The 20,401-nt window shown below is 38.7% G+C and carries 12 protein-coding genes; 1 reads left to right on the forward strand and 11 read right to left on the reverse strand.

Annotated features, from left to right (window positions below; all coding sequences use genetic code 11):
• Positions 1-117: 117 nt before the first annotated feature.
• From OK18_RS09300 to OK18_RS09350, 11 genes are all read right to left on the reverse strand, one after another.
• Positions 118-2,379, reverse strand: a complete 2,262-nt coding sequence (locus OK18_RS09300) for a T9SS type B sorting domain-containing protein (RefSeq protein WP_053327827.1) — start codon at positions 2,377-2,379, stop codon at positions 118-120.
• Positions 2,380-2,502: 123 nt separating this feature from the next.
• Positions 2,503-4,761, reverse strand: a complete 2,259-nt coding sequence (locus OK18_RS09305; RefSeq protein ID WP_053327828.1) for a T9SS type B sorting domain-containing protein — start codon at positions 4,759-4,761, stop codon at positions 2,503-2,505.
• Between the two features lie 165 nt (positions 4,762-4,926).
• Complete coding sequence (rnhA, locus tag OK18_RS09310; RefSeq protein ID WP_053327829.1) at positions 4,927-5,403, reverse strand: ribonuclease HI; 477 nt, start codon at positions 5,401-5,403, stop codon at positions 4,927-4,929.
• 60 nt (positions 5,404-5,463) lie between these two features.
• Positions 5,464-7,056 carry a replicative DNA helicase gene (gene dnaB / locus OK18_RS09315; protein ID WP_050021648.1) on the reverse strand — a complete coding sequence of 531 codons (1,593 nt, stop codon included), beginning with the start codon at positions 7,054-7,056 and terminating at the stop codon, positions 5,464-5,466.
• Positions 7,057-7,206: 150 nt separating this feature from the next.
• The gene (locus tag OK18_RS09320) at positions 7,207-9,318 is read right to left on the reverse strand and encodes a T9SS type B sorting domain-containing protein (RefSeq protein ID WP_053329338.1); all 2,112 of its coding nucleotides are present in this window, start codon (positions 9,316-9,318) and stop codon (positions 7,207-7,209) included.
• A gap of 478 nt (positions 9,319-9,796) precedes the next feature.
• Positions 9,797-11,872, reverse strand: coding sequence for a T9SS type B sorting domain-containing protein (locus tag OK18_RS09325; protein WP_053329339.1), 2,076 nt, complete (start codon positions 11,870-11,872; stop codon positions 9,797-9,799).
• A 420-nt stretch (positions 11,873-12,292) separates the two neighbouring features.
• Positions 12,293-13,528: an MFS transporter gene (locus OK18_RS09330; protein WP_053327830.1), complete on the reverse strand. Its 1,236-nt coding sequence runs from the start codon at positions 13,526-13,528 to the stop codon at positions 12,293-12,295.
• Between the two features lie 92 nt (positions 13,529-13,620).
• Positions 13,621-13,983, reverse strand: coding sequence for a hypothetical protein (locus tag OK18_RS09335; protein WP_050021649.1), 363 nt, complete (start codon positions 13,981-13,983; stop codon positions 13,621-13,623).
• Positions 13,984-14,052: 69 nt separating this feature from the next.
• The gene (locus tag OK18_RS09340; protein ID WP_053327832.1) at positions 14,053-15,552 is read right to left on the reverse strand and encodes a GH3 auxin-responsive promoter family protein; all 1,500 of its coding nucleotides are present in this window, start codon (positions 15,550-15,552) and stop codon (positions 14,053-14,055) included.
• Positions 15,553-15,678: 126 nt separating this feature from the next.
• Entirely contained in the window at positions 15,679-15,969 is a 291-nt protein-coding gene (locus tag OK18_RS09345) for a hypothetical protein (RefSeq protein WP_053327833.1), read from the reverse strand.
• A gap of 173 nt (positions 15,970-16,142) precedes the next feature.
• Complete coding sequence (locus OK18_RS09350; protein WP_053327834.1) at positions 16,143-16,538, reverse strand: hypothetical protein; 396 nt, start codon at positions 16,536-16,538, stop codon at positions 16,143-16,145.
• 254 nt (positions 16,539-16,792) lie between these two features.
• Between OK18_RS09350 and mfd the strand changes: the two genes are divergently transcribed.
• A complete protein-coding gene (gene mfd, locus OK18_RS09355; RefSeq protein WP_053327835.1) occupies positions 16,793-20,161 on the forward strand; it encodes a transcription-repair coupling factor in 3,369 nt (1,122 codons plus the stop codon).
• The last annotated feature ends 240 nt before the right edge of the window (positions 20,162-20,401 follow it).

The raw sequence follows: 20,401 nt of genomic DNA on the forward strand, positions 1-20,401 counted from the left end.
AAATTTAAGAATTGAATATGAATAAAATGCCTTTAAAATAAAATATCTCCTTTTCCATAAAAAAACAAAAATCACCCTGAACTAAGGGTGATTTTTACATCTAAAAATATTGCTTCTCTAATCTCTGTTTTTTACAACAATCCAGCCGGAAAACTGAACAGGAGTGTTGGTGCTGTTGTTTTCATTCCATGAGATAGAATACCAGTAATTTCCTGTCGATACTTTTCTTCCACCATGCTCGGAGCCGTTCCATCTGTATCCGTTGGTTTTATCTGCTTTAAATATTTTAGTGCCATATCTGTTGAAGACCGCTATTTCCAGGTTTTGTTTGTTGGATAATGCCGAATAATCTACAACATCATTGATTCCGTCCCCATTCGGTGTGATAACATTGATGATATTAGGTACCGTAATATTGACTTCAACAGGTTCGCAATTGTAAGCATCTTTTACAAAGACCTTGGCTTCTCCCCGGCTGACATTGGTGAATACATTAGAATCCTGCCAGTTAACGGTATCCATTGAATACTGATATGGCGGCGTCCCTCCGTTTACATATACAGTGACGGTTCCTGCTGAAATATCAATGCTTGTCACTACCGGATGTTCGGAAGGATATACGGTTACTTTTTGAGTGACCACGCAATTTCCGGTTTTGAGTTTTACCCAATAGGTGCCTACTCCTACATTATTGATGGCCTGGGTGGTTGCACCGGTGCTCCATTCATAGCTTTTGAACCCGGGGCCTGCATCCAGTGTTGTTTTATCTGCCATACAAATGGTCTTATCTTTTAAAACATCAGAATAAACAGGCGCCAGGACAGTGATAACAACGGTTGCAATAGCGTAGCATCCGGTGTCCGGATTGGTAACCTTTATATAAATTACTCCTGTCGGGGCAATGTAAGCTGAAGGGGTGGTGATTTCATTGGTCCCATTGATGGCGTCCGTTAAAGAAGGATAATAATTTTTAGGCCAGTTTTGAGCAGTAACAAAAGCTGATGTAAGATCAAAAGAAGCTGTGGAAGGGTCAGTTTCTATGAAACAGGATCTTATTTCTGTATTGCTAACCTCAACAACGGGATGAATATTGAGGGTAATCTTTGCCGTACTTACGCATCCTTGCGGTGTTGTTACCTTTACGTAGATGGTGGCGGCGGCTGATGCGTAGGCTGTAGGATTGGTAATCTGGTTTGTTCCTGCATTGAGATCGTATAGAGTGGGGTAAAATTCTTTAGTAACACCGGTTACCGTAGTGACTGCCGCTGTAGTGAGGTCAAAGGTTGCGGTTCCTGCATTATTGTTATTACAGCCCGTAAGACTTGCATCAGTTGCTGCAAATGGTGTCGGGTTAAGCTGTATGACGCCATCTCCGTTATCACAAAGGGTAGAAGTTGGATCTTTAATAACTACTTTAATGGTTGTATTTCCTGAATATTGGAAGCTTGTGGGATTCGCAATGGGGGTGGAGTTTCCTAATATATAATACGTGAAAATATAGTTCCCAGGGTTATTGACAAACTGCGGATTGAAGGAAGTCAGATCTACAGTTCCGTTTCCTGTGGCAGGATTTGTACATACAAATGGAGTCACTGTGTTATTAAGGATAGGTACCTTATCTACAAATACTTTTGCATTTTTAATGGAATGTCTTGCGCTGGCACCTCCGGTAGCAGCCGAAAAGCCAAAATATCCCTGTGTCATTCCTACAGCTCCCCCCGATGGAGCAAATGACTGGTCCACGATGAGTACTCCGTCTATTCTAATTTTAATAATCCAATTGGTAGGATTGCTGAGGTCTGTTTCTCCGTTTACCTCTACATGCCGATAGGTATCTCCTACAAAAGGCTGGGTAGGGTTAAGGTCCGGAGAATGGAAGGTGCTTCCCGGGGTATTGTTGAATTCAATATTATTACCTGCAGTATTGTTAGTGCCATACAAAAGGTGGACTTTACTCATCTGCCCTTCTGTAGTATTATTGAAAATATCAAAGCCAACCATTAAACCCGAAGCTCCGGCAGGAATTCCTAATCCTCCTCCGGATACAAACCCTGTAGGTGGATTCGCTAGATACCAGAATGTAAATCCATCGCCCTTACCAAATTGAGTAGTCCCGTTTCCGTCGATTCTGAAATCAAATTCTACTTTCCATTTATCGCAATAGCTTAAGGTAATGGGGGTAGATAATTTTATGGCACCATAACGGCTGGTCTGATCAGTAGTGAGCCTTACAAAATCTCCGATCACTGTGGCATCTGATACAAGGTCCCATCCTGTTGTATTTACTGGGTTACCAGTGAGTTGATAGGTTTGTGAAAATAACTTTCCCGACAAACAAAGCAGAAAAGTAAGTAAACCAATGAGTATATATTTTTTCATAATAGGTAGTTGAGTGTAATTTTTGTAGAGGAGGAAATCAGAATGCCAATGATGACAGACCTTAATGGCATTCTTTATCATCCCGCCCTTGAATAAGGCAGCTGTGTATAGCAAGCACCAATACTATTCTCTGTTCTTTACTAAAATCCAGCCCGTGTATTTGGTTTCGGTATTGTCTTTATTGTTTTCATTCCATGAAATGGTATACCAGTAAGTGCCGGTAAGGATTTTTTTGCCGGATGCCATACCATCCCATGTGTAATTTCTTATTTTGCTGGCTTCATAGAGTTTGTTACCATACCTGTCATATACTGTGAAAACCAGATTCTTTTTATATGCCAGGGCCGAATAATCAATCACGTCGTTGATATTATCTCCGTTCGGAGTGATCGCATTGATCAGGTTAGGAACTGTAATCTGAATCTGGACCGGGGTACAATTATAAAAATCTTTTACAAAGACTTTTACCTCCCCTCTGGCTAAACCGGAGAAAAAATTAGAATTCTGCCAATTGACCCCATCTAAAGAATATTGATACGGAGGAGTTCCTCCTGCTGCATTTACTGTAATGGTGTTATTGTGGATGTCAATACTTGAAATTACAGGATTGGCTGACGCTATTACTTTTACTATTTGCGTGGTGATACAATTACCTGTTTTGAGCTTTACCCAGTATTGTCCTACTCCTACATCTTTAATCGATTGTGTTGTTGCTCCGGTACTCCATTCGTATGAGGCGAAACCGGGGCCTGCATCCAGGTTGGTTTTATCCCCGATACAGATAATTTTATCTTTCAGAACAGGCGAAGTTACCGGTGGTAATACGATCAGATTAATTTTCGTTATTGCAAAACATCCGTTACTGTCCGTTACTTTCACATAGATAACTGTACTTGGAGAAATATATTGAAGTATATTGACAATTTCATTGGTGCCATTCAGAGCATTGGCAAGGGTGGTATAGTACTTTTTGCTGACTCCGGTAGTTAATGAAGTGACATCAGCAGCTGTTAAATTGAAAATAGCGTTGGAAATATTATTTTCTATAAAGCACGATTGAAGACTTGCCTCTTTCACCGGGGTTTCAGGATAGAAAGCCAGCGTGATCTTGGCTGTACCCGTACAGCCTTGCGGTGTACTTACTTTCACATAAACAATTCCCGGAGCAGCAATATAGTTGTCCGGATAAGGAATCTCGTTGATTCCTGCATTGAGGTCATTTAGTGTTTTGTAATACTTTTTAGTCACGCCGGGTACATTTGTTACATCGGCAGTGGTAAGATTAAAGGTGGCGGTCCCTGCTTTATTGTTGTTGCATGCTAAAAGTGTTTTATCGTCAGCTTTAAAAGGCGATAAAACCAGTTGGATTTTCCCGTCCGGGTTGTCACATAATATGCCTGCATTGTCTTTGATGACAACCGTCACAGTAGTGTTGGTATTAAATTGATAATTGGCAGGATTGGCAATCGGGGTAGAGCTTCCGAAAGGGTAGTAGGTGAAAGTATAATTCCCGGGATTGCTTACAAATTGCGAATTGAATGTAGTTAAATTGACAGTTCCATATCCGGTAGCAGGGTTAGGGCAGAAGGATTGGGTTGTTGAATCTTTCAGAATTGCCACCTTATCTGTGTAGATTTTTACGTTTTTAATGGAATGCCTGGACTTTGCGGCCCCTGTAGAGGCTGAAAACCCAAAATATCCCTGTGTCATGGTAGCAGCTCCCCCGGAAGGAGCGAAAGATTGGTTGCAGATGACGGTGCCGTCAATGGTTATTTTTACAATCCAGTTAGCAGGAGCGGCGGGATCTATCTGCGCAGTTACCTCCACATGTTTATAAGTGGTTCCCTGGAAAGGCAAGGTTGAATTCAGATCCGGTGAATGGAAAGAACTTCCCGGAACATTAAAGTATTCAACATTGTTATTGTCAGTTGTGTTAGGTACCTGTCCATAGGCAACGTGCACCTTGCTCATCATTGCTGTGGTTGTGTTATTATAGGTGTCAAATCCTACAATAAACCCTATTGCATTCTGGGATACTCCGAGTCCGGACCCTAATACACTGGCAACCGGAGGATTGGCGAGGTACCAAAATGCAAGCCCGTCACCATTAAAAGTTTGGCTGGAATCCATTCTGAAGTCGAACTCCACTCTCCATTTATCACAGTATTTTAAATTGATGGGGTTATTCAGTCTGATTGATCCGGATTGGTTATTGCTGTCCGGTGTGAGCTGTACAAAATCACCATTTACGGAAGCCGGAGATACTGTGGTCCATCCGGTAGTATTGATCGGATTGCCCGTAAGCTGATAGGTTTGGGCCAAATATTTTTCCGAAAAACTGAGAAATAAAAGAAAAAAACAAATTAATAGATTTTTATTCATTTAATTGGGATTTAGGATTAAAAAGTAAAGATATTAAATCCCAATCGAAATAAATATGTATTTATTGTTAATTTTGTTAAAAAATTAAATATTATTTAAAACATTAATGTTTCTTATGATGAAATATTGGCTGGTAGAGGTGTATTGGTGGCTAAGTGTTAATCGCTAAAAAAGCGAGTTGTTATCCAGGTTCTCAAAATAGGTGTCAATTTCGAGGCGGTCGGAAGCCGCGGCTGCAACTGCCAGTTTATCACAAAGTTCATTTTCAAAATGTCCTGCGTGTCCTTTTATCCAGTGCATTTTAGGAGTATGTTTATGATAAAGTTCGATAAATTTTTTCCAGAGATCAGGATTTTTTACATTTTTCCAGCCTCTTTTTATCCAGCCTGAAATCCAGTTTTGGTTGATGGCATCAGCCACATATTTGCTGTCTGTATAGATGTGGATTTCATTGTCTGTAGATTTCAGCTTTTCTAATGCGGTAATTACAGCCAGAAGTTCCATTCGGTTGTTGGTAGTTTTCCGGAAGCCTTTGGAGAAAGTTTTCTGGTAATTTCTCTCAGGAACGCGCATGAGAATTCCATATCCGCCCTTTCCCGGGTTTCCGCTGCAAGCACCATCGGTGTATATTTCGATTCTCAAATTGATACTATAAATTGATTATGTAAGCTGTAAAATTATAGGCTAAAACCTTCAAATCACCTAAAATGGAAAATCATCATCGTCATCCAGGTCATTCATCGAAGATCCGGAAAGCTTTGAGCTGTCCGGAAGGTCAAATGCTGCCCCCGGTTGAATCGTTGTTTTGATCCTGTCGAAACCGCTTGGTTCGTTGCTTCCGAAGTTAGATGGATAACCGCCGCCGGCACCGCCTTCAAAAGCTGCCTCAATATCCCCGAATTTAGCAAAATGCTTTAAGAAAGATAACCGGACATCGGCTGTGGCACCATTTCTGTGTTTTGCGATAATTAATTCAGCCTGGTTTTCAGTAGAAGTTTCCTGGCCTTCTTCATCGTTATCCCAAACGGAAATTTTGTAATATTCAGGCCTGAAGATGAAAGATACGATATCCGCATCCTGCTCAATCGCTCCTGATTCCCTTAGATCTGAAAGCTGGGGCCTTTTTCCGGGCCGCGCTTCCACACTACGTGAAAGCTGCGAAAGTGCAATAACCGGAACGTTAAGTTCTTTTGCAATAGCTTTTAATGACCGGGAAATCATGGAAATCTCCTGTTCACGGTTTCCTACTCCTTTTCCGCCTCCACCGGCAGTCATCAGCTGAAGATAATCGACCATGATAAGCCTTACTCCGTGTTGCATTACCAGCCTTCGGCATTTTGCACGGAAGTCAAAAATAGAAAGTGAAGGAGTTTCATCAATATAGAGCGGTGCATTTTCAAGCTCAGATACATTGGAGAACAGCCTTTGCCATTCTTCGTCATCCAGTGTTCCTTTTCTTAATTTTTCAGATGAAATTCTCGTCTCAGAAGCAATCATCCTTGTGATAAGCTGAACGGATGCCATCTCGAGAGAGAATAGAGCCATAGGAATCTTGTGGCCTACCGCAATATTTCTTGCCATAGAAAGAAGAAACGCGGTTTTTCCCATCGCGGGACGGGCGGCAATAATAATAAGGTCGGAATTTTGCCAGCCGCCGGTTTCTTTATCCACATCTCTGAAACCGGAAGGAACCCCTGAAAGTCCTTGCTTGTCTTTCAAAGATTTAATAGTGTCAATAGCCTGTTTTACCAATGAATTGGCAGTATCGAATCCCTTTTTGATCGTTCCGTTGGTGATTTCAAAGAAAGACTGTTCCGCTTTGTCCAGAAGTTCAAAAACATCGGTAGATTCTTTGTATGAAGAATCAATCACATTAGCAGAAACATTGATCAGGCTTCTTAGAATATACTTCTCAAGAATAACCCGTACATGGTATTCTATATGGGCAGATGAGCTTACCCCCATCGTGAGGTCAATGATATAATGATCGCCCCCTGCCTGGCTTAATTTGTCTTCCTTTTTCAGATCCTGGATAATGGTCATTAAATCTACCGGATGATTGCCTTCATAAAGCTTTAAAATAGTAGAAAAAATAACCTGATGCCTCGGATCGTAAAACACTTCAGGAGTAAGAAGGTCAATAGAATGGTCTAGACCTTTTTTGTCAATCAAAAAAGTTCCGATAACAAGTCTTTCAAAATCCACTGCATTAGGAGGCATTTTTCCATCCGCAATAGATAATTCTTTTGCAAAGTTTCCGTGCGTTAAGGATGATAATGTTTCTTTCTGCGCCATTGTGCAAAGATAGTCTATTTAGAAAATAATTTAAAAATAGTAATCAACAAATTATCCGCAGTTTTTTGCAAAAGGCGTTCTGCAGGAAGCTGAGTATGTTGATAAAAAAATCACCTCAGCTGAGGTGATTTTTCATAAGCCTATAAAAGCTTAGTCTTTATTTTTTACCAATACCCATCCTGAGTATTTTGTTTCAGTATTGTTTTTATCGTTTTCATTCCATGAAATGGTATACCAGTAGGTTCCTGTCGGGATTTTTTTGCCGAAAGCTGTTCCGTCCCATGTGAAATTTCTTACTTTATTGGCTTCATGAAGTTTGTTTCCATATCTGTCATATACAATAAACACAAGGTTCTTTTTGTATGCTAATGCAGAATAATCAATAACATCATTGATGTTGTCTCCGTTTGGAGTAATGGCATTGATCAGATTTGGAACCGTAATCGTAATCTGAACAGGGTTACAGTTGAAAGAATCTTTTACGAAAACTTTATTTTCTCCTCTTGGAAGTCCTGAGAAAACATTGGATTCCTGCCAGTTAACCCCGTCTATAGAATACATATAAGGAGGCGTTCCGCCGGCAACGTAAATGCTGATATTGTTGTTGGAAATATCTATACTTGAAATAACAGGCTGCTGAGTAGGCTGAACCTTTACTTCCTGCAGTGTAAAGCATTTTCCTGTTTTAAGCTTAACCCAATAAGAACCGATTCCAACATTGCTGATGGATTGAGTGGTTTCTCCTGTGCTCCATTCGTATCCGTCGAATCCAGGTCCGGCATCTAATGTTGTTTTGCTTTCAGCACAGATGGTTTTGTCTTTCAGTACAGCAGATTTTACCGGAGGAAGAACATTTAAGGTGATTTTTGAAATAGCATAACATTGTCTCTCATTGGTTACTCTCACATATACGGTAGTGCTTGTAGAGAGATAAACATTAGCGTTTAGAATAGCATTTGTTTCACTTTGGGCATCCGCTAATGTCTTATAGTATTTTATAACAGTTCCTGTAGGGACCGGATTAGGAAGTCCGATATCTGCTTTTGCAAGATCAAATGTTGAGAAAGTAATATTGTTTTCAATATAACATTCGCTAAGCTGTGCGTCCTTTAAAACAACAGTCGGGTAGAATTGCAGTTTAATGGTGGTGGTTGCGATACATCCGAATGAGGAAATTACTTTTGCATATACTGTAGTTTCCGGAGAAACATAATTGGTAGGATTTGTAATTTCATTGGTCTCTGCATTCATATCTGCAAGAGTCGGGTAATATTTGATTGTGGCTCCTGTACCTCCAAATACGCCGGCGGTAGTTAAATCGTATTTTCCTGTGCCTGCTCCATTGTTATTACACGCTAAAAGGGTAGCTGGAGTTGCCGTGATACCTACATTAACAAACTTGAACTTTCCTGTAATAAAGCAGCCGTTCATCGGGTTGCCCGCATTATTGGGATCGTGATATACAACTCTGTAGTAATAAATTGTTGTACCGTTTACCGTTGCTGTCGTAAGTGGGTTGGTACCGGTAAGGGCATCATTGATTTCATTATGATAGGTTACCTGGAAGTTGGTACTGTTTCCGTTAATAATTCCTGCTGTAAGGGTTGTGAAGTTAAATTGAGTTGGAAGCCCACATACCATAACCTGGCTTGGATCTGAAGGATTGGCTGCCGGAATTCCGGGAGTGATAAATGGATAAGGAGCTAAGCTGGCATCATTAAAGGCAGAGCTTAAGCTGGCAGTTCCTGACCATACCAGGGAGAATCCGTTTGGTGATTTACTGTAGTTATCAACCACCAGGTAATAAGTATCCCCAAGTGCTGCATCTATATAAGGGCTCCATTTTCCACTGTTTCCACTGGCCGGAGGAATAGCAAGATCCAGGCCGGTATCTCCAGGAGTACCTGAGTAGTTACATCTCAGAGGAGCTACAAAAACGTGCTGGTCATTCTGTAAAGACGGGCATCCGTTCGGGGTAGGACCGTACACGGCGAAATCGTAATCATCATCCGGGTCGTTAGGCTTGATCGTAAAAGCAAGAGTTCCTGCACTTGATACCGTGAAAGTGTACCATACTGTATAGCGCTCATTTGTAGATAAGCACCCCCCATTTTGATTGAGGATTTCTAAAATGTTCCCCGGCCCTGTAGGGGTATAGGAAATATCAGAATTTCCACAGAGAGGAATTGCAGAAGGACAATCTGATTGCGAATAAAACGCCTGTGAAATAAATAAAATTAAAAGAAGTAGTATTTTTTTCATTGTTAAAATGATTTTATGAAACAAAATTGAAATGAATAATTTTACCATCATTGCTTTATAAAGTTGCCACGAAGCAACTTGAGTAGTGTGCAATTCTCGATTTTATTACGAGCTTCCTGAAAACTTGAGCGAGTTCTCTTTTGTTTCATAATTACGGAATACCAGCCTGTTGTAAGGTTTTTCTGTTGAAAGCATGAGCTTGAGCCCATAAACTTACTTTAAAAAAGCATATAGTTAGTAAAAGTTTATTCATAAGCTATTATTTTATAGCAAATATAAAAAATTATTAATGTTAAATTAAAGATTTTGAGATATATTTAATAAAAATGAATATTAAGCTAAGATATCACTTTTTTATTGATCATCGCCAGTCTCCTTTTATTGAAATTTAATAGATAAATTCAGAATAGAAATTTCCTATTCTGAATTTACCGGCAATAAGCATCCATAAGTATTTCACTCAAACACTGATTGATGATTATTCTCTGTTTTTTACCATTATCCACCCTGAATACTTGAATGGGGTGTTTTTCTTATCATTTTCATTCCATGTCACCGTGTACCAGTATGTCCCTGTCGGAACTTTTTTCCCGGCTATTGTTCCGTTCCATTTATACCCGTTTAACCTGTCAGCCTGATGTATTTTAGAGCCATATCTGTCGAAAATAGTAAATACAAGATTTTGCTTATCTGCCAGTGCGGAATAGTCTATCGCATCATTTATACCATCTTCATTTGGTGTGATAACATTGATGAGATTAGGAACAACAACTGAAATTTCAACAGGCTTACAGTTGTAAGAATCTTTTACATATATTTTATGGTTTCCTCTTGTAATGTTCGTAAAGAGATTGGAGCTTTGCCATTTTATATGGTCCATAGAATATTGATAATCAGGAGTTCCTCCGGTCACATTGATTGTGAGCGTGTTGTTTGATATGTCAATTCCGGTAATGACCGGGTTCTCAGAAGCATATACCTTTACCGTCTGGGTGGTATAGCAATCCCGGGTCTTTAATTTTACCCAATATGTTCCTACTCCTATATTGCTGGCTATCTGAGTGGTTGCCCCGGTACTCCATTGGTAACCGTCAAATCCCGGTCCTGCATCCAAGGTCGTTTTGTCTTCCATGCAGATGATTTTATCTACCAGTACTTTAGATTTTACAGGAGGAAAGACAACTAAAGTGATTTCGGCGATGGAAAAACAGTTTTGCGAATCCGTTACCCTTACATATACCACCCCGTTGGGAGCAATGTATGTTGTTGGGTTGGCAATTTCGTTAGTTCCTGCCAGGGCGTCGGTTAAAGACGGGAAATACCTTTTAGTGGTATTGGTTTGGGTGGTTACATGAGCGTTATTAAGGTTAAATATTCCTGTTGAAGTGTTTTGCTCCGTGAAACAGGCGCTTATAGAAGCATTTTTCACCTGTACTACAGGATAAAAATCAAGGGTGATTTTGGCAATGGTGGAACAGCCTTGGGGGTTGGTTATTTTTACATAGACTACCCCGGCTGAAGAAGAATAGGTATAGGGGTTTGTAATTTCATTCGTTCCGGTATTTAAATCATTTAAAGTCGGATAATATTTTTTTGTGCCCGTTCCGCTATATACGTTGGCAGTAGTTAAATTGAAAACGGCTATACCTGAGTTGTTATTATTACACATGGTTAAGATTGCATCATTGGCAGTAATAGAATTATCCTTAAACTTAAAATTGCCGGTTTGTCTGCAGGAATTAACGGGATTGGTAGGATTGGTAGGATCCTGGTAATGTATGCTATAGTAATAGATGGTTGTTGTTCCAACAGTTTGAGGAGTCGTGATAGGGTTGTTGCCTGAAAGGGCGTCATTTTGATTGGTGTGATAGGTGACTACAAAATTGCTATTACCATTGAGTATTCCTGGAGTTAAGCTGCTGAAGTCAAAAATGGTTGGATTTGAACAAATGCTTACTTCATTTGGGTTGTTTGGATTGGGTGTACCAGGAGGTATAAATGGATGTGGAGTGAGCACAGGATCTGTGAAAGGAGATAATAAAGTAGCGGTTCCGCCCCATGTTAAAGAAAATCCGGTGGTATTTGCACTGTAATTATTTACTAAAAGGAAGTAGGTTTCTCCCGGTAAAACGTCCATATATTTACACCATGCCCCAAAATTTTGTGTCCCGGATCCGGCATATGGAAATGTTGTCGTCATATTAAGACCGGTTGCTCCCGACGTATAGGAGGTGTTGCACCTTATTGTATTTCCTTTGTTGTTACAGGTCACATTCGGGCCCCATACATAGAAGTCATAATCTGTTGATGTGCTTTGAAGGGGCGTAATTGTAAAAGTTAATGTTCCCGCCGTTGCAATAGTGAATTTATACCATACAGAATACTGTTCTGTGAAAGTACCGCAGTTCCCATCAGGTAATTCCTGTACTCCGGGACCATTAGGAGTATAGGAAATATCAGAACTGCCACAAACGGCTAAGGAAGTAATACAGTCTTGTTGTGCAAAAAAGACCTGGCATATGGACAGAATTAAAAGAAGTAATATTTTTTTCATTTTTGTGTTTTTAGATTTCATTCATTAGAGATAAGCTCGTCCTGATAGCTTTTTTTTGTTCTCAATCCCAAGCTATGCATGGTATTAGATTTTTGAAAATCCGATTTAAGTTGTAAAGCCTGTTCATATTATCCACTATAAAAATGAGTCTGATTCTGTACAGATAAGAAGGAGTATGCCCCCAAGTAAGCGGAACACCTATGAATTGAAACATTGTGCATAATGAAATAATTTTTTTACAATCAAATATAAAAAAAATATTATTCTGTTGCGAATTAATTTAAAATATGGCATTTATTTTAAATATATACTAATATTAATGGATATAATATTAGTGTTTTAATAAAAAAAAGAAAATTGTACTAGTAAATTGATTAATATGTTGATGTGTAATATTTCTTTAATTCAATATAAGAATGATTAATATTGCATCTTCCTCAATTTAGGATTGGTACTTCCTACCAGCAGCGCAATTAAAACAGTCATTGTTCCACCAAATACAACAGAACGTACAACGCCCAATAATTTGGCCATCAACCCGCTTTCAAACTGTCCCATTTCATTGCTGGACATAATGAATATGGAATTTACACTGAGGACGCGGCCTCTGATATGATCAGGGGTTTTTAATTGTACAATTGTCCCCCTGATGACCACAGAAATACCATCAAGCATGCCACTCATCACCAGGAACATAAAAGACAACCAGTAAAGCCTGGAAAGCCCGAACCCGATAATGCAAAGCCCAAATCCTGCCACTACCGCAAGAAGTATTTTCCCCTGGTTTCTTCTTAAAGGGACAATCGATAAAGTGGTTATGATGCACATTGATCCGATATCTGAAGCTGCATTGAGCAAACCGAAGCCTTCAGCTCCCGAATTTAAAATGTCTGTTGCGAATACAGGAATCATGGCTACTGCACCTCCAAAAAGCACAGCAAACATATCAAGACATAATGCCCCTAAAATTTCTTTGGTTTTGAATATATAAGAAATCCCTTCACGCATACTCTCTACTACATTCACATTTTCTTTTTTATATTCTGAATACTGTTTATTGAGCTGCCAGAAAAATAATGAAGCAATAAAGATCAGGGATAAAATAACAATCAAAGTCCACTTTACTCCGAAATAACCTATAAGAATTCCTCCTATAGCATGTCCGCAAACGGAGGATATAAGAAAAGTAGCCTGGTTCAGGGTGACTGCATTAGGAAGGTTTTCTTTTTTTACAATTTTAGGAATCATGGACGGTACAATAGGCCCGATAAAAGCCCTTGCAATTCCTGTGAAAAATATGACGCCATATATATAATAGGTGATCTGATGTCCTGTAAAATGCATTTTCATATTAAAAAAAGCAGGAATAAGCAACAGTCCGATCAGGAAAATATAGGCATAATTACAAATAAGCAGCAATTTCTTTTTTTCATTCATGTCGATAACATGACCGGCGTATAAAGCACAACTTACTGCCGGAATCACCTCTGAAAGCCCGATAAGTCCAATTGAAAAGGGATCTTTGGTCAACTGGTATACCCACCATCCCAATAATGTGGCAAGCATCCTGAAAGCTAAAACAATGAAAAATCTTCCGGTAAGAAGGTTTCTGAACTCAATATTTTGTAATGTTTTTAACGGGGTAAAGGAAATCATGAGCAAAAATAGCCCTAAAAATTTATTTAGGACTATTCATATATTGTTTTTTAAAAGATATATTAAATATATTCTGAGAGATAAAATCTATTTTAGTCGGCTCTTGAAGAACTAATCACCAGGGCTGCAACTCCCGCTGCTCCAATAACAGTGGCACCGGCCAGAATCCTGGCTTTGGATCTGTCTTTCACAGCAGCTACTTTAGCTTTAGGTATAATGACTTCTGTACTGTCTTTTTTTCCTGCGGTTCCTACCAGGTTGTCCCCCATTACATTCCGGAATAATATTTTTTGTTTCGGAGATCCGTCCCTCATGGTAACAACGTATATTTTACCGGCTTCCAGATTAGAATAATTGTTCTTTGAAATATCCTCACTATATTTTGTGGTAGCACAAGAAGAAACGACAAATAAAGATGTTAATAAAGATGATTTTAACAGTACAGATGCTTTCATTATTTTCTTTTAGTTTTTCAAATTTATAATTTTTTTCGAATATACGTTTTTGGAATTGAAAAAAAGTGTCTAAAGCTTGTAAATTTCTAATAGATCTGCAATTTTCCTGTCGTTGGCTAATCTTGGCGTTTTATTTTGTCCCCCCAGCTTCCCTTGTGATTTTGCATACTCCTGGAAAGCATTTTTCCTGAGAAGGGTAATATGTAGCTTTTGTAAAATATTCCCTGAGATCAGATCGTCATAATAGGTGTTCCTGTTTCTCAATTGCTGATCCAGTTCATCCCTGAATAGTTCTATGTTTTCTGGAGCTTTTTCAAACTCAATCAGCCATTCATGGTAAGGGAGTCCTTCCTGCGGGTTTACCTGTGGAGCAAGATGAAACTCGGTAACCTGAGCGGGATATTTTTCCAGGGTAGCTCTCATCGCTTCTTCTACTTCAAATGCGATAACATGCTCTCCGAATGCGGAAGTGAAATGTTTTGTTCTTCCACTTACCAAAACCCTGTATGGTTTTTTATCAATAAAACGCACTACATCTCCTATCGAATAAGCCCATAATCCGGAATTGGTAGTCAGGACTAAAGCATAATCCTTATGAAGTTCTACATCTTTTAAGGTCAGCCTCCGGGCTCCGGGTTTTCCATATTCTTCCAGTGGAATAAATTCATAGAAGATTCCATGATTGGTTAATAACAGAAGCCCTTCTTTGGTGTAATCGTCCTGGAAAGCAAAAAAACCTTCAGAAGCGGGAAAGGTCTGAATAATGTCTACCGTTCCTCCCAGCAAATCTTCCATTTTATCACGATAAGGCTCATAATTTACCCCACCCGTCACAATAAGCTGGAGATTAGGAAAGATCTGCTTTACTTTTTTTCTATGCTTATCAGTCAATTTTTCAAAATACATGATCAGCCATGGCGGGATTCCTGAAATCAGCGTCATGTTTTCATGTTCCGTTTCTTCAATGATTTTGTCTACCTTGGCCTCCCAGTCTTCCATGATATTGGTTTTCCAGCTTGGAAGACGGTTTTTCTGAAGATAGCCGGGAATATGATGAGCTACAATGCCGGATAGTCTTCCGGTCTTTATTCCGAAAACTTCTTCAAGCTCGGGACTTCCCTGTAAAAATATCATTTTGCCGTTAACAAAATCAGCATTGTTTTTTTTAGCGATATAATGGAAAAGTGCACTTTGGGCTCCGGCAATCTGAAAAGGCATTCCTTCTTTGGATATAGGGATGTATTTGGAACCTGATGTTGTCCCGGAAGTTTTGGCAAAATATTCAGGAGTATCTGTCCATAAAATATTCGCCTGTCCTTTCTTTACCCTTTCTATATAGGGTTTTAAATCTTCATAATCGGCAACAGGCACCAGGTCCTGAAATTCTTTTACAGAACGGATGTTTTCAAAATTATGTGTTCTGCCAAAAAGTGTTTTCTGAGCAGTGCTGACAAGAGATAGCAATAGCTCCTCCTGGTTTTTCTCTGCATTTTTTTTGAATGCCTCTGCTTTTTGAACATGTTTTTTTGCCCAAATAAGTGCCGCTTTTTTCTTGAAGAAGTTTAACATGCCTCAAATTTATAAATAAGTAAAGAATCTGAGCATATTTATCAGGGACAGATATAAAAAAACCGATGAAATAGATCCATCGGCGTTCGAAATTTGATTATGAAAATAACAACTATATGTTAAAGTTTACTTGTTGGCTTTGTACCTTTTATCCGGTGTTCCGTCTTTTTTCAGGTGTTTGTTAGCCTTATATCTTTTGTCCGGAGTTCCGTCTTTTTTCATTATGGCAGCAGGTTGGGCCGGAGCCGGTTTTGCTGTTTTCATATCGGCAGGTTTAGCTGCTTTTACATCAGCGGGTTTAGTTGCTTTTGCTGTTTTTACAGGATGAGGTGCTGAAGTGGTAGCGGGAGCGGTCTGCTGTGCAGTGGCAAGTCCTAGTCCTAAAACCAATGACATTGCAGATAATAATTTTTTCATAGGAAACTGTTATTTTTGTTTGATTAAAGATATGCAAAAAACGGGCTGGAATATTTGGTTTTTTAAACTTAACTAAAGTTTATTACAGCTTAAAAAAAAATTAAAACACCCTTGGAAAACAAAAAAGCCTGCCCTGTTTTGAGAGCAGACTTTGTGTATAGTGAATAAGTTGTTTAACGTGTACAATTCGCAGTCCAGGTCTTACCATCCTTTAAATATAGAATTTTCAATTCATTATTATCAATTCTGATGTATGAGGTAGCTGTGGAGCCAACCATTACCAGAGTGTGATCCCCTTTTTGCTCAAATTCAATTCCGTTCAGATCCGGGATGCTGTTTGAAAAGGCAAAATTATACTTTGTACCGCTGGCTATCTTTGTAACAAATACACTTCCGTTATCGGTGCTAATGTTGGTAGATCCACCGTCGTTATAAGAAATACTTCCTTTATACGTTCCTGCAAAGAAATCATTGTTGGTAGGATCATCATCTCTGCTGCACGACGAAAAAGATAATGCTGTAAAAACCAACAGCATCAAAACTCCTAAAATTTTAATTGCTTTTTTCATAATACTATTCTTAAAATGTTTGTTAAAACTAAAATCCCAAACAATATGCCATATATGGATATTTGGTTTTTTTTTAACTTGTTATTAAATAAATTAGCAAAAAATTAAGATTTATAATGATGAAACAATAATTCTTACATGAGAAACACGTGCTTGTCCTTCAATGGAAGAAAAAAATATCCTTACCTTTGTATATAGCAAACGGTTTCGGAATACTCCCGAAATCGCTTTTGTCGTTTATACCATTAGTATTTATGCAATTAAAATCCATCAATGAAAAGTTTCTTCCTGATTTAATGCAAAAAGAATTCGGAAAAGAGATTTTTATCAGGTTAGAAGATCACCGGCATATTGCTGTAAAAGGAAGTGCAGGGTCTTCGGTTTCTATTTTTGTGGCTGAGTTGTTTCTGGCTCAAAAGAAAAGTATTCTTTATCTGGTAGATGATAAAGAAGATGCATTGTATGCCAACACGGAAATGGAAGATCTGCTTGGAAAAGAAAAGGTCCTGTATTTCCCGGCAACACATCTTGAGCCTTACCAGGTAGAAAAAACCCAGAATGCCAATCTGGTTTTGCGGACCGAAGTACTGAACAAAATCAACTCGGGAAGATCTCCAAAGGTTATTGTAGCGTACGCAGGAGCCTTGTCTGAAAAAGTATTGAAAAAAGAAGACTTTAAAGCGATATCACACCACATTAAAGTAGGGGATCATCTGGATTTTGACTTTGTGGACGAGCTGCTTAATCATTATAATTTTCATCAGTCTGATTTTGTTTCCGAGCCTGGAGAGTTTTCAGTGAGAGGAGGAATTGTAGATGTATTTTCCTATTCTTACGAGAAGCCTTATAGAATTACCTTCTTTGGAAATGAGGTGGAAAGTATCAGGACCTTTGATATTGAAACCCAGCTTTCCATAGACAAAGTGAAAGATTTTCAGTTGGTTTCCAATATGAATTTTTCAGTAACCGGAAGCAGGGTTTCTTTGCTGCAATTATTGCCTGAAGAAAGTTTTGTAGTAACCAAAAATGGTATGGTGGGAATGCAGAAAATCAGAACTTTCTATGAAAAGGCATTGGAGAAATATGAAACATTAAGTAAGGATATAGCTCACAGAAGCCCCCAGGAACTTTTTATTTCAGACCAGGAATTCCTGTTTGATTATAAGAAATTTAAAACTATAGATTTCGGTGGAGTGTTGATTGAAGGAATAAAAGATGCCGCCGAAATTAAAATGGAACAGATGCCGCAGCCTTCTTTCCACAAAAATTTTGAATTGCTGATTGAAGACCTTGAAGAAAAACAAAATGACGGGTTTGATACCTGGATTTCTTTTTCAACGGAGAAGCAAAAGGAACGTCTGGAATCTATTTTTGAGGAACTGGAACATGAACTTCCTTTTAAAAGCTTCAGGTCTGAGCTGCATGAAGGTTTTGTAGATAACGGGCATAAATTGTTGGTCTATACGGATCACCAGATTTTTGACCGTTATCAGCGATATAAAGCTAAAAATACTTTTGCCAAATCAGAACAGCTTACCCTGAAAGACCTGATGTCTTTAAAAATAGGAGATTATATTGCTCATATAGATCATGGGATCGGAAAATTTATGGGGCTGGTAAAAGTAAATAACAACGGTAAGATCCAGGAATGTTTTAAACTGACTTATAAAAACGGGGATTTATTGTATGTAAGTATCCATTCCTTACATAAGATTTCCAAGTATAATGGTCCCGATGGAAAAGAAATTGTCCTAAGTAAACTGGGGTCCCCGACCTGGAAAACATTAAAGCAGAAAACCAAGGCAAAGGTAAAACAGATTGCATTTGACCTTATTAAGCTATATGCCCAAAGGAAAACAGCAAAAGGTTTTGCGTATACCCCGGACTCCTATTTGCAGAATGAACTGGAAGCCAGCTTTATCTATGAAGATACACCGGATCAGGAAAAAGCAACCATAGACGTTAAAAAAGACATGGAAGCCGATACCGTTATGGATAGGTTGGTTTGCGGAGATGTAGGTTTTGGAAAAACGGAAGTTGCCATCCGGGCTGCGTTTAAAGCTGCAACAGACGGAAAACAGGTTGCTGTATTGGTGCCAACAACAATTCTGGCCTTCCAGCATTACAGAAGTTTTAAAGAGAGGCTGAAAGATTTTCCGGTAAATGTTTCTTATATAAACCGTTTCAGGACGGCAAAACAAAAATCAGAAACATTGGAAGAGCTGAAAAACGGTAAAGTAGATATCATAATAGGTACTCATCAGTTGGTAAGCAGTTCGGTTAAATTCAAGGATCTTGGGTTATTGATTATTGATGAGGAACATAAGTTTGGTGTTTCTGTAAAAGATAAACTGAAAACGCTGAAAAATAATGTTGATACCCTTACCCTCACAGCAACTCCTATTCCAAGAACCCTTCAATTCTCTTTAATGGCCGCAAGGGATTTGTCTGTTATTAAAACGCCACCGCCGAACAGGCAGCCGGTAGATACCCAGCTGATTGATTTTAATGAAGAAACCCTTCGGGATGCTATTTCGTATGAGATTCAAAGGGACGGACAGGTTTATTTCATTAACAACAGGATTGAAAACCTGAAAGATATTGCCGGCCTTATCCAACGTTTGGTTCCGGATGCAAGAGTGATTACAGGGCATGGGCAGATGGAAGGGAAACAGCTGGAAAAAAATGTTTTGGATTTTATGGAAGGAAAGTATGATGTTCTTGTTTCCACTACAATTGTTGAAAGTGGTGTAGATGTCCCGAATGCCAATACTATATTTATCAATGATGCGCATCGTTTTGGAATGGCAGACCTGCACCAGATGAGAGGAAGGGTAGGGCGAAGCAACAGGAAGGCATTTTGTTACCTGATTACGCCTCCTTATGATATGATGACTACGGATGCAAGAAAACGGTTAGAGGCTATTGAACAGTTCTCAGATTTGGGAAGCGGTTTTCAGATTGCGATGAAAGACCTGGAGATCCGTGGTGCAGGAGATTTATTGGGTGCAGAGCAGAGTGGCTTTATTAATGAAATGGGGTTTGAAACCTATCAGAAGCTAATGCAGGAAGCTTTAGAGGAGCTTAAAGATGATGCTGATTTTGAAAATTTATTTGACAATGAAGAAGACAGGCAAAAGCTTTTCAAATCTGTAAAAGATGTCAATATTGATACGGATCTGGAGTTAATGCTTCCTGATTTCTATATTTCCAATACGGAAGAAAGATTACTGTTGTATCAGAAGATTGCTGAAATTACTAATGAAAAGGAGCTGCACCAGTTTGAGCTTGAGCTGATTGATCGTTTCGGGCCATTGCCTGAAGAAGCTGTTAATCTGTTGAAAAGTGTTTCTTTGAAATGGCTTGCTGCTGATATTGGTTTCGAAAAAATCGTAATGAAAAACGGAGTATTCTTAGGATATTTCCCAGGTAATCCGCAGGATAAGTTTTATCAGACAAACAGGTTCAGGCATATTATCAACTATTTAACCGGGAATCCGGCTGAAGCTCAATTGAAAGAGAAGTCGGGTAAAGAAGGGAATCAGCTTATGATGAGAAAAGAAAAGGTAAAGAATGTTGATGAAGTGAATAGGTTATTAAAAGCTATTATTGATCACGAGTAAATTATAATTTTCAGATATATTGCTTTTTTCTATAAAGTGTGAAAAACATATAAAAGCTTAAGTTTTTATATGTTTTTTGTGATTATTATCATTTTTTACTTTAAAAGTATTCATGTACCAGAGAGTTAATGCGTTTTATATGGTTTTGAAGTCACCTTCCAATGATAAAAAAAACTTAATAAGCTCCCATGTATAAAGGGTTTGCTGGAGGGTGTATTTAAATTCATTTGTGAAAAGTAG

It is taken from the genome of Chryseobacterium gallinarum, from assembly GCF_001021975.1.
Classification (GTDB): domain Bacteria; phylum Bacteroidota; class Bacteroidia; order Flavobacteriales; family Weeksellaceae; genus Chryseobacterium; species Chryseobacterium gallinarum.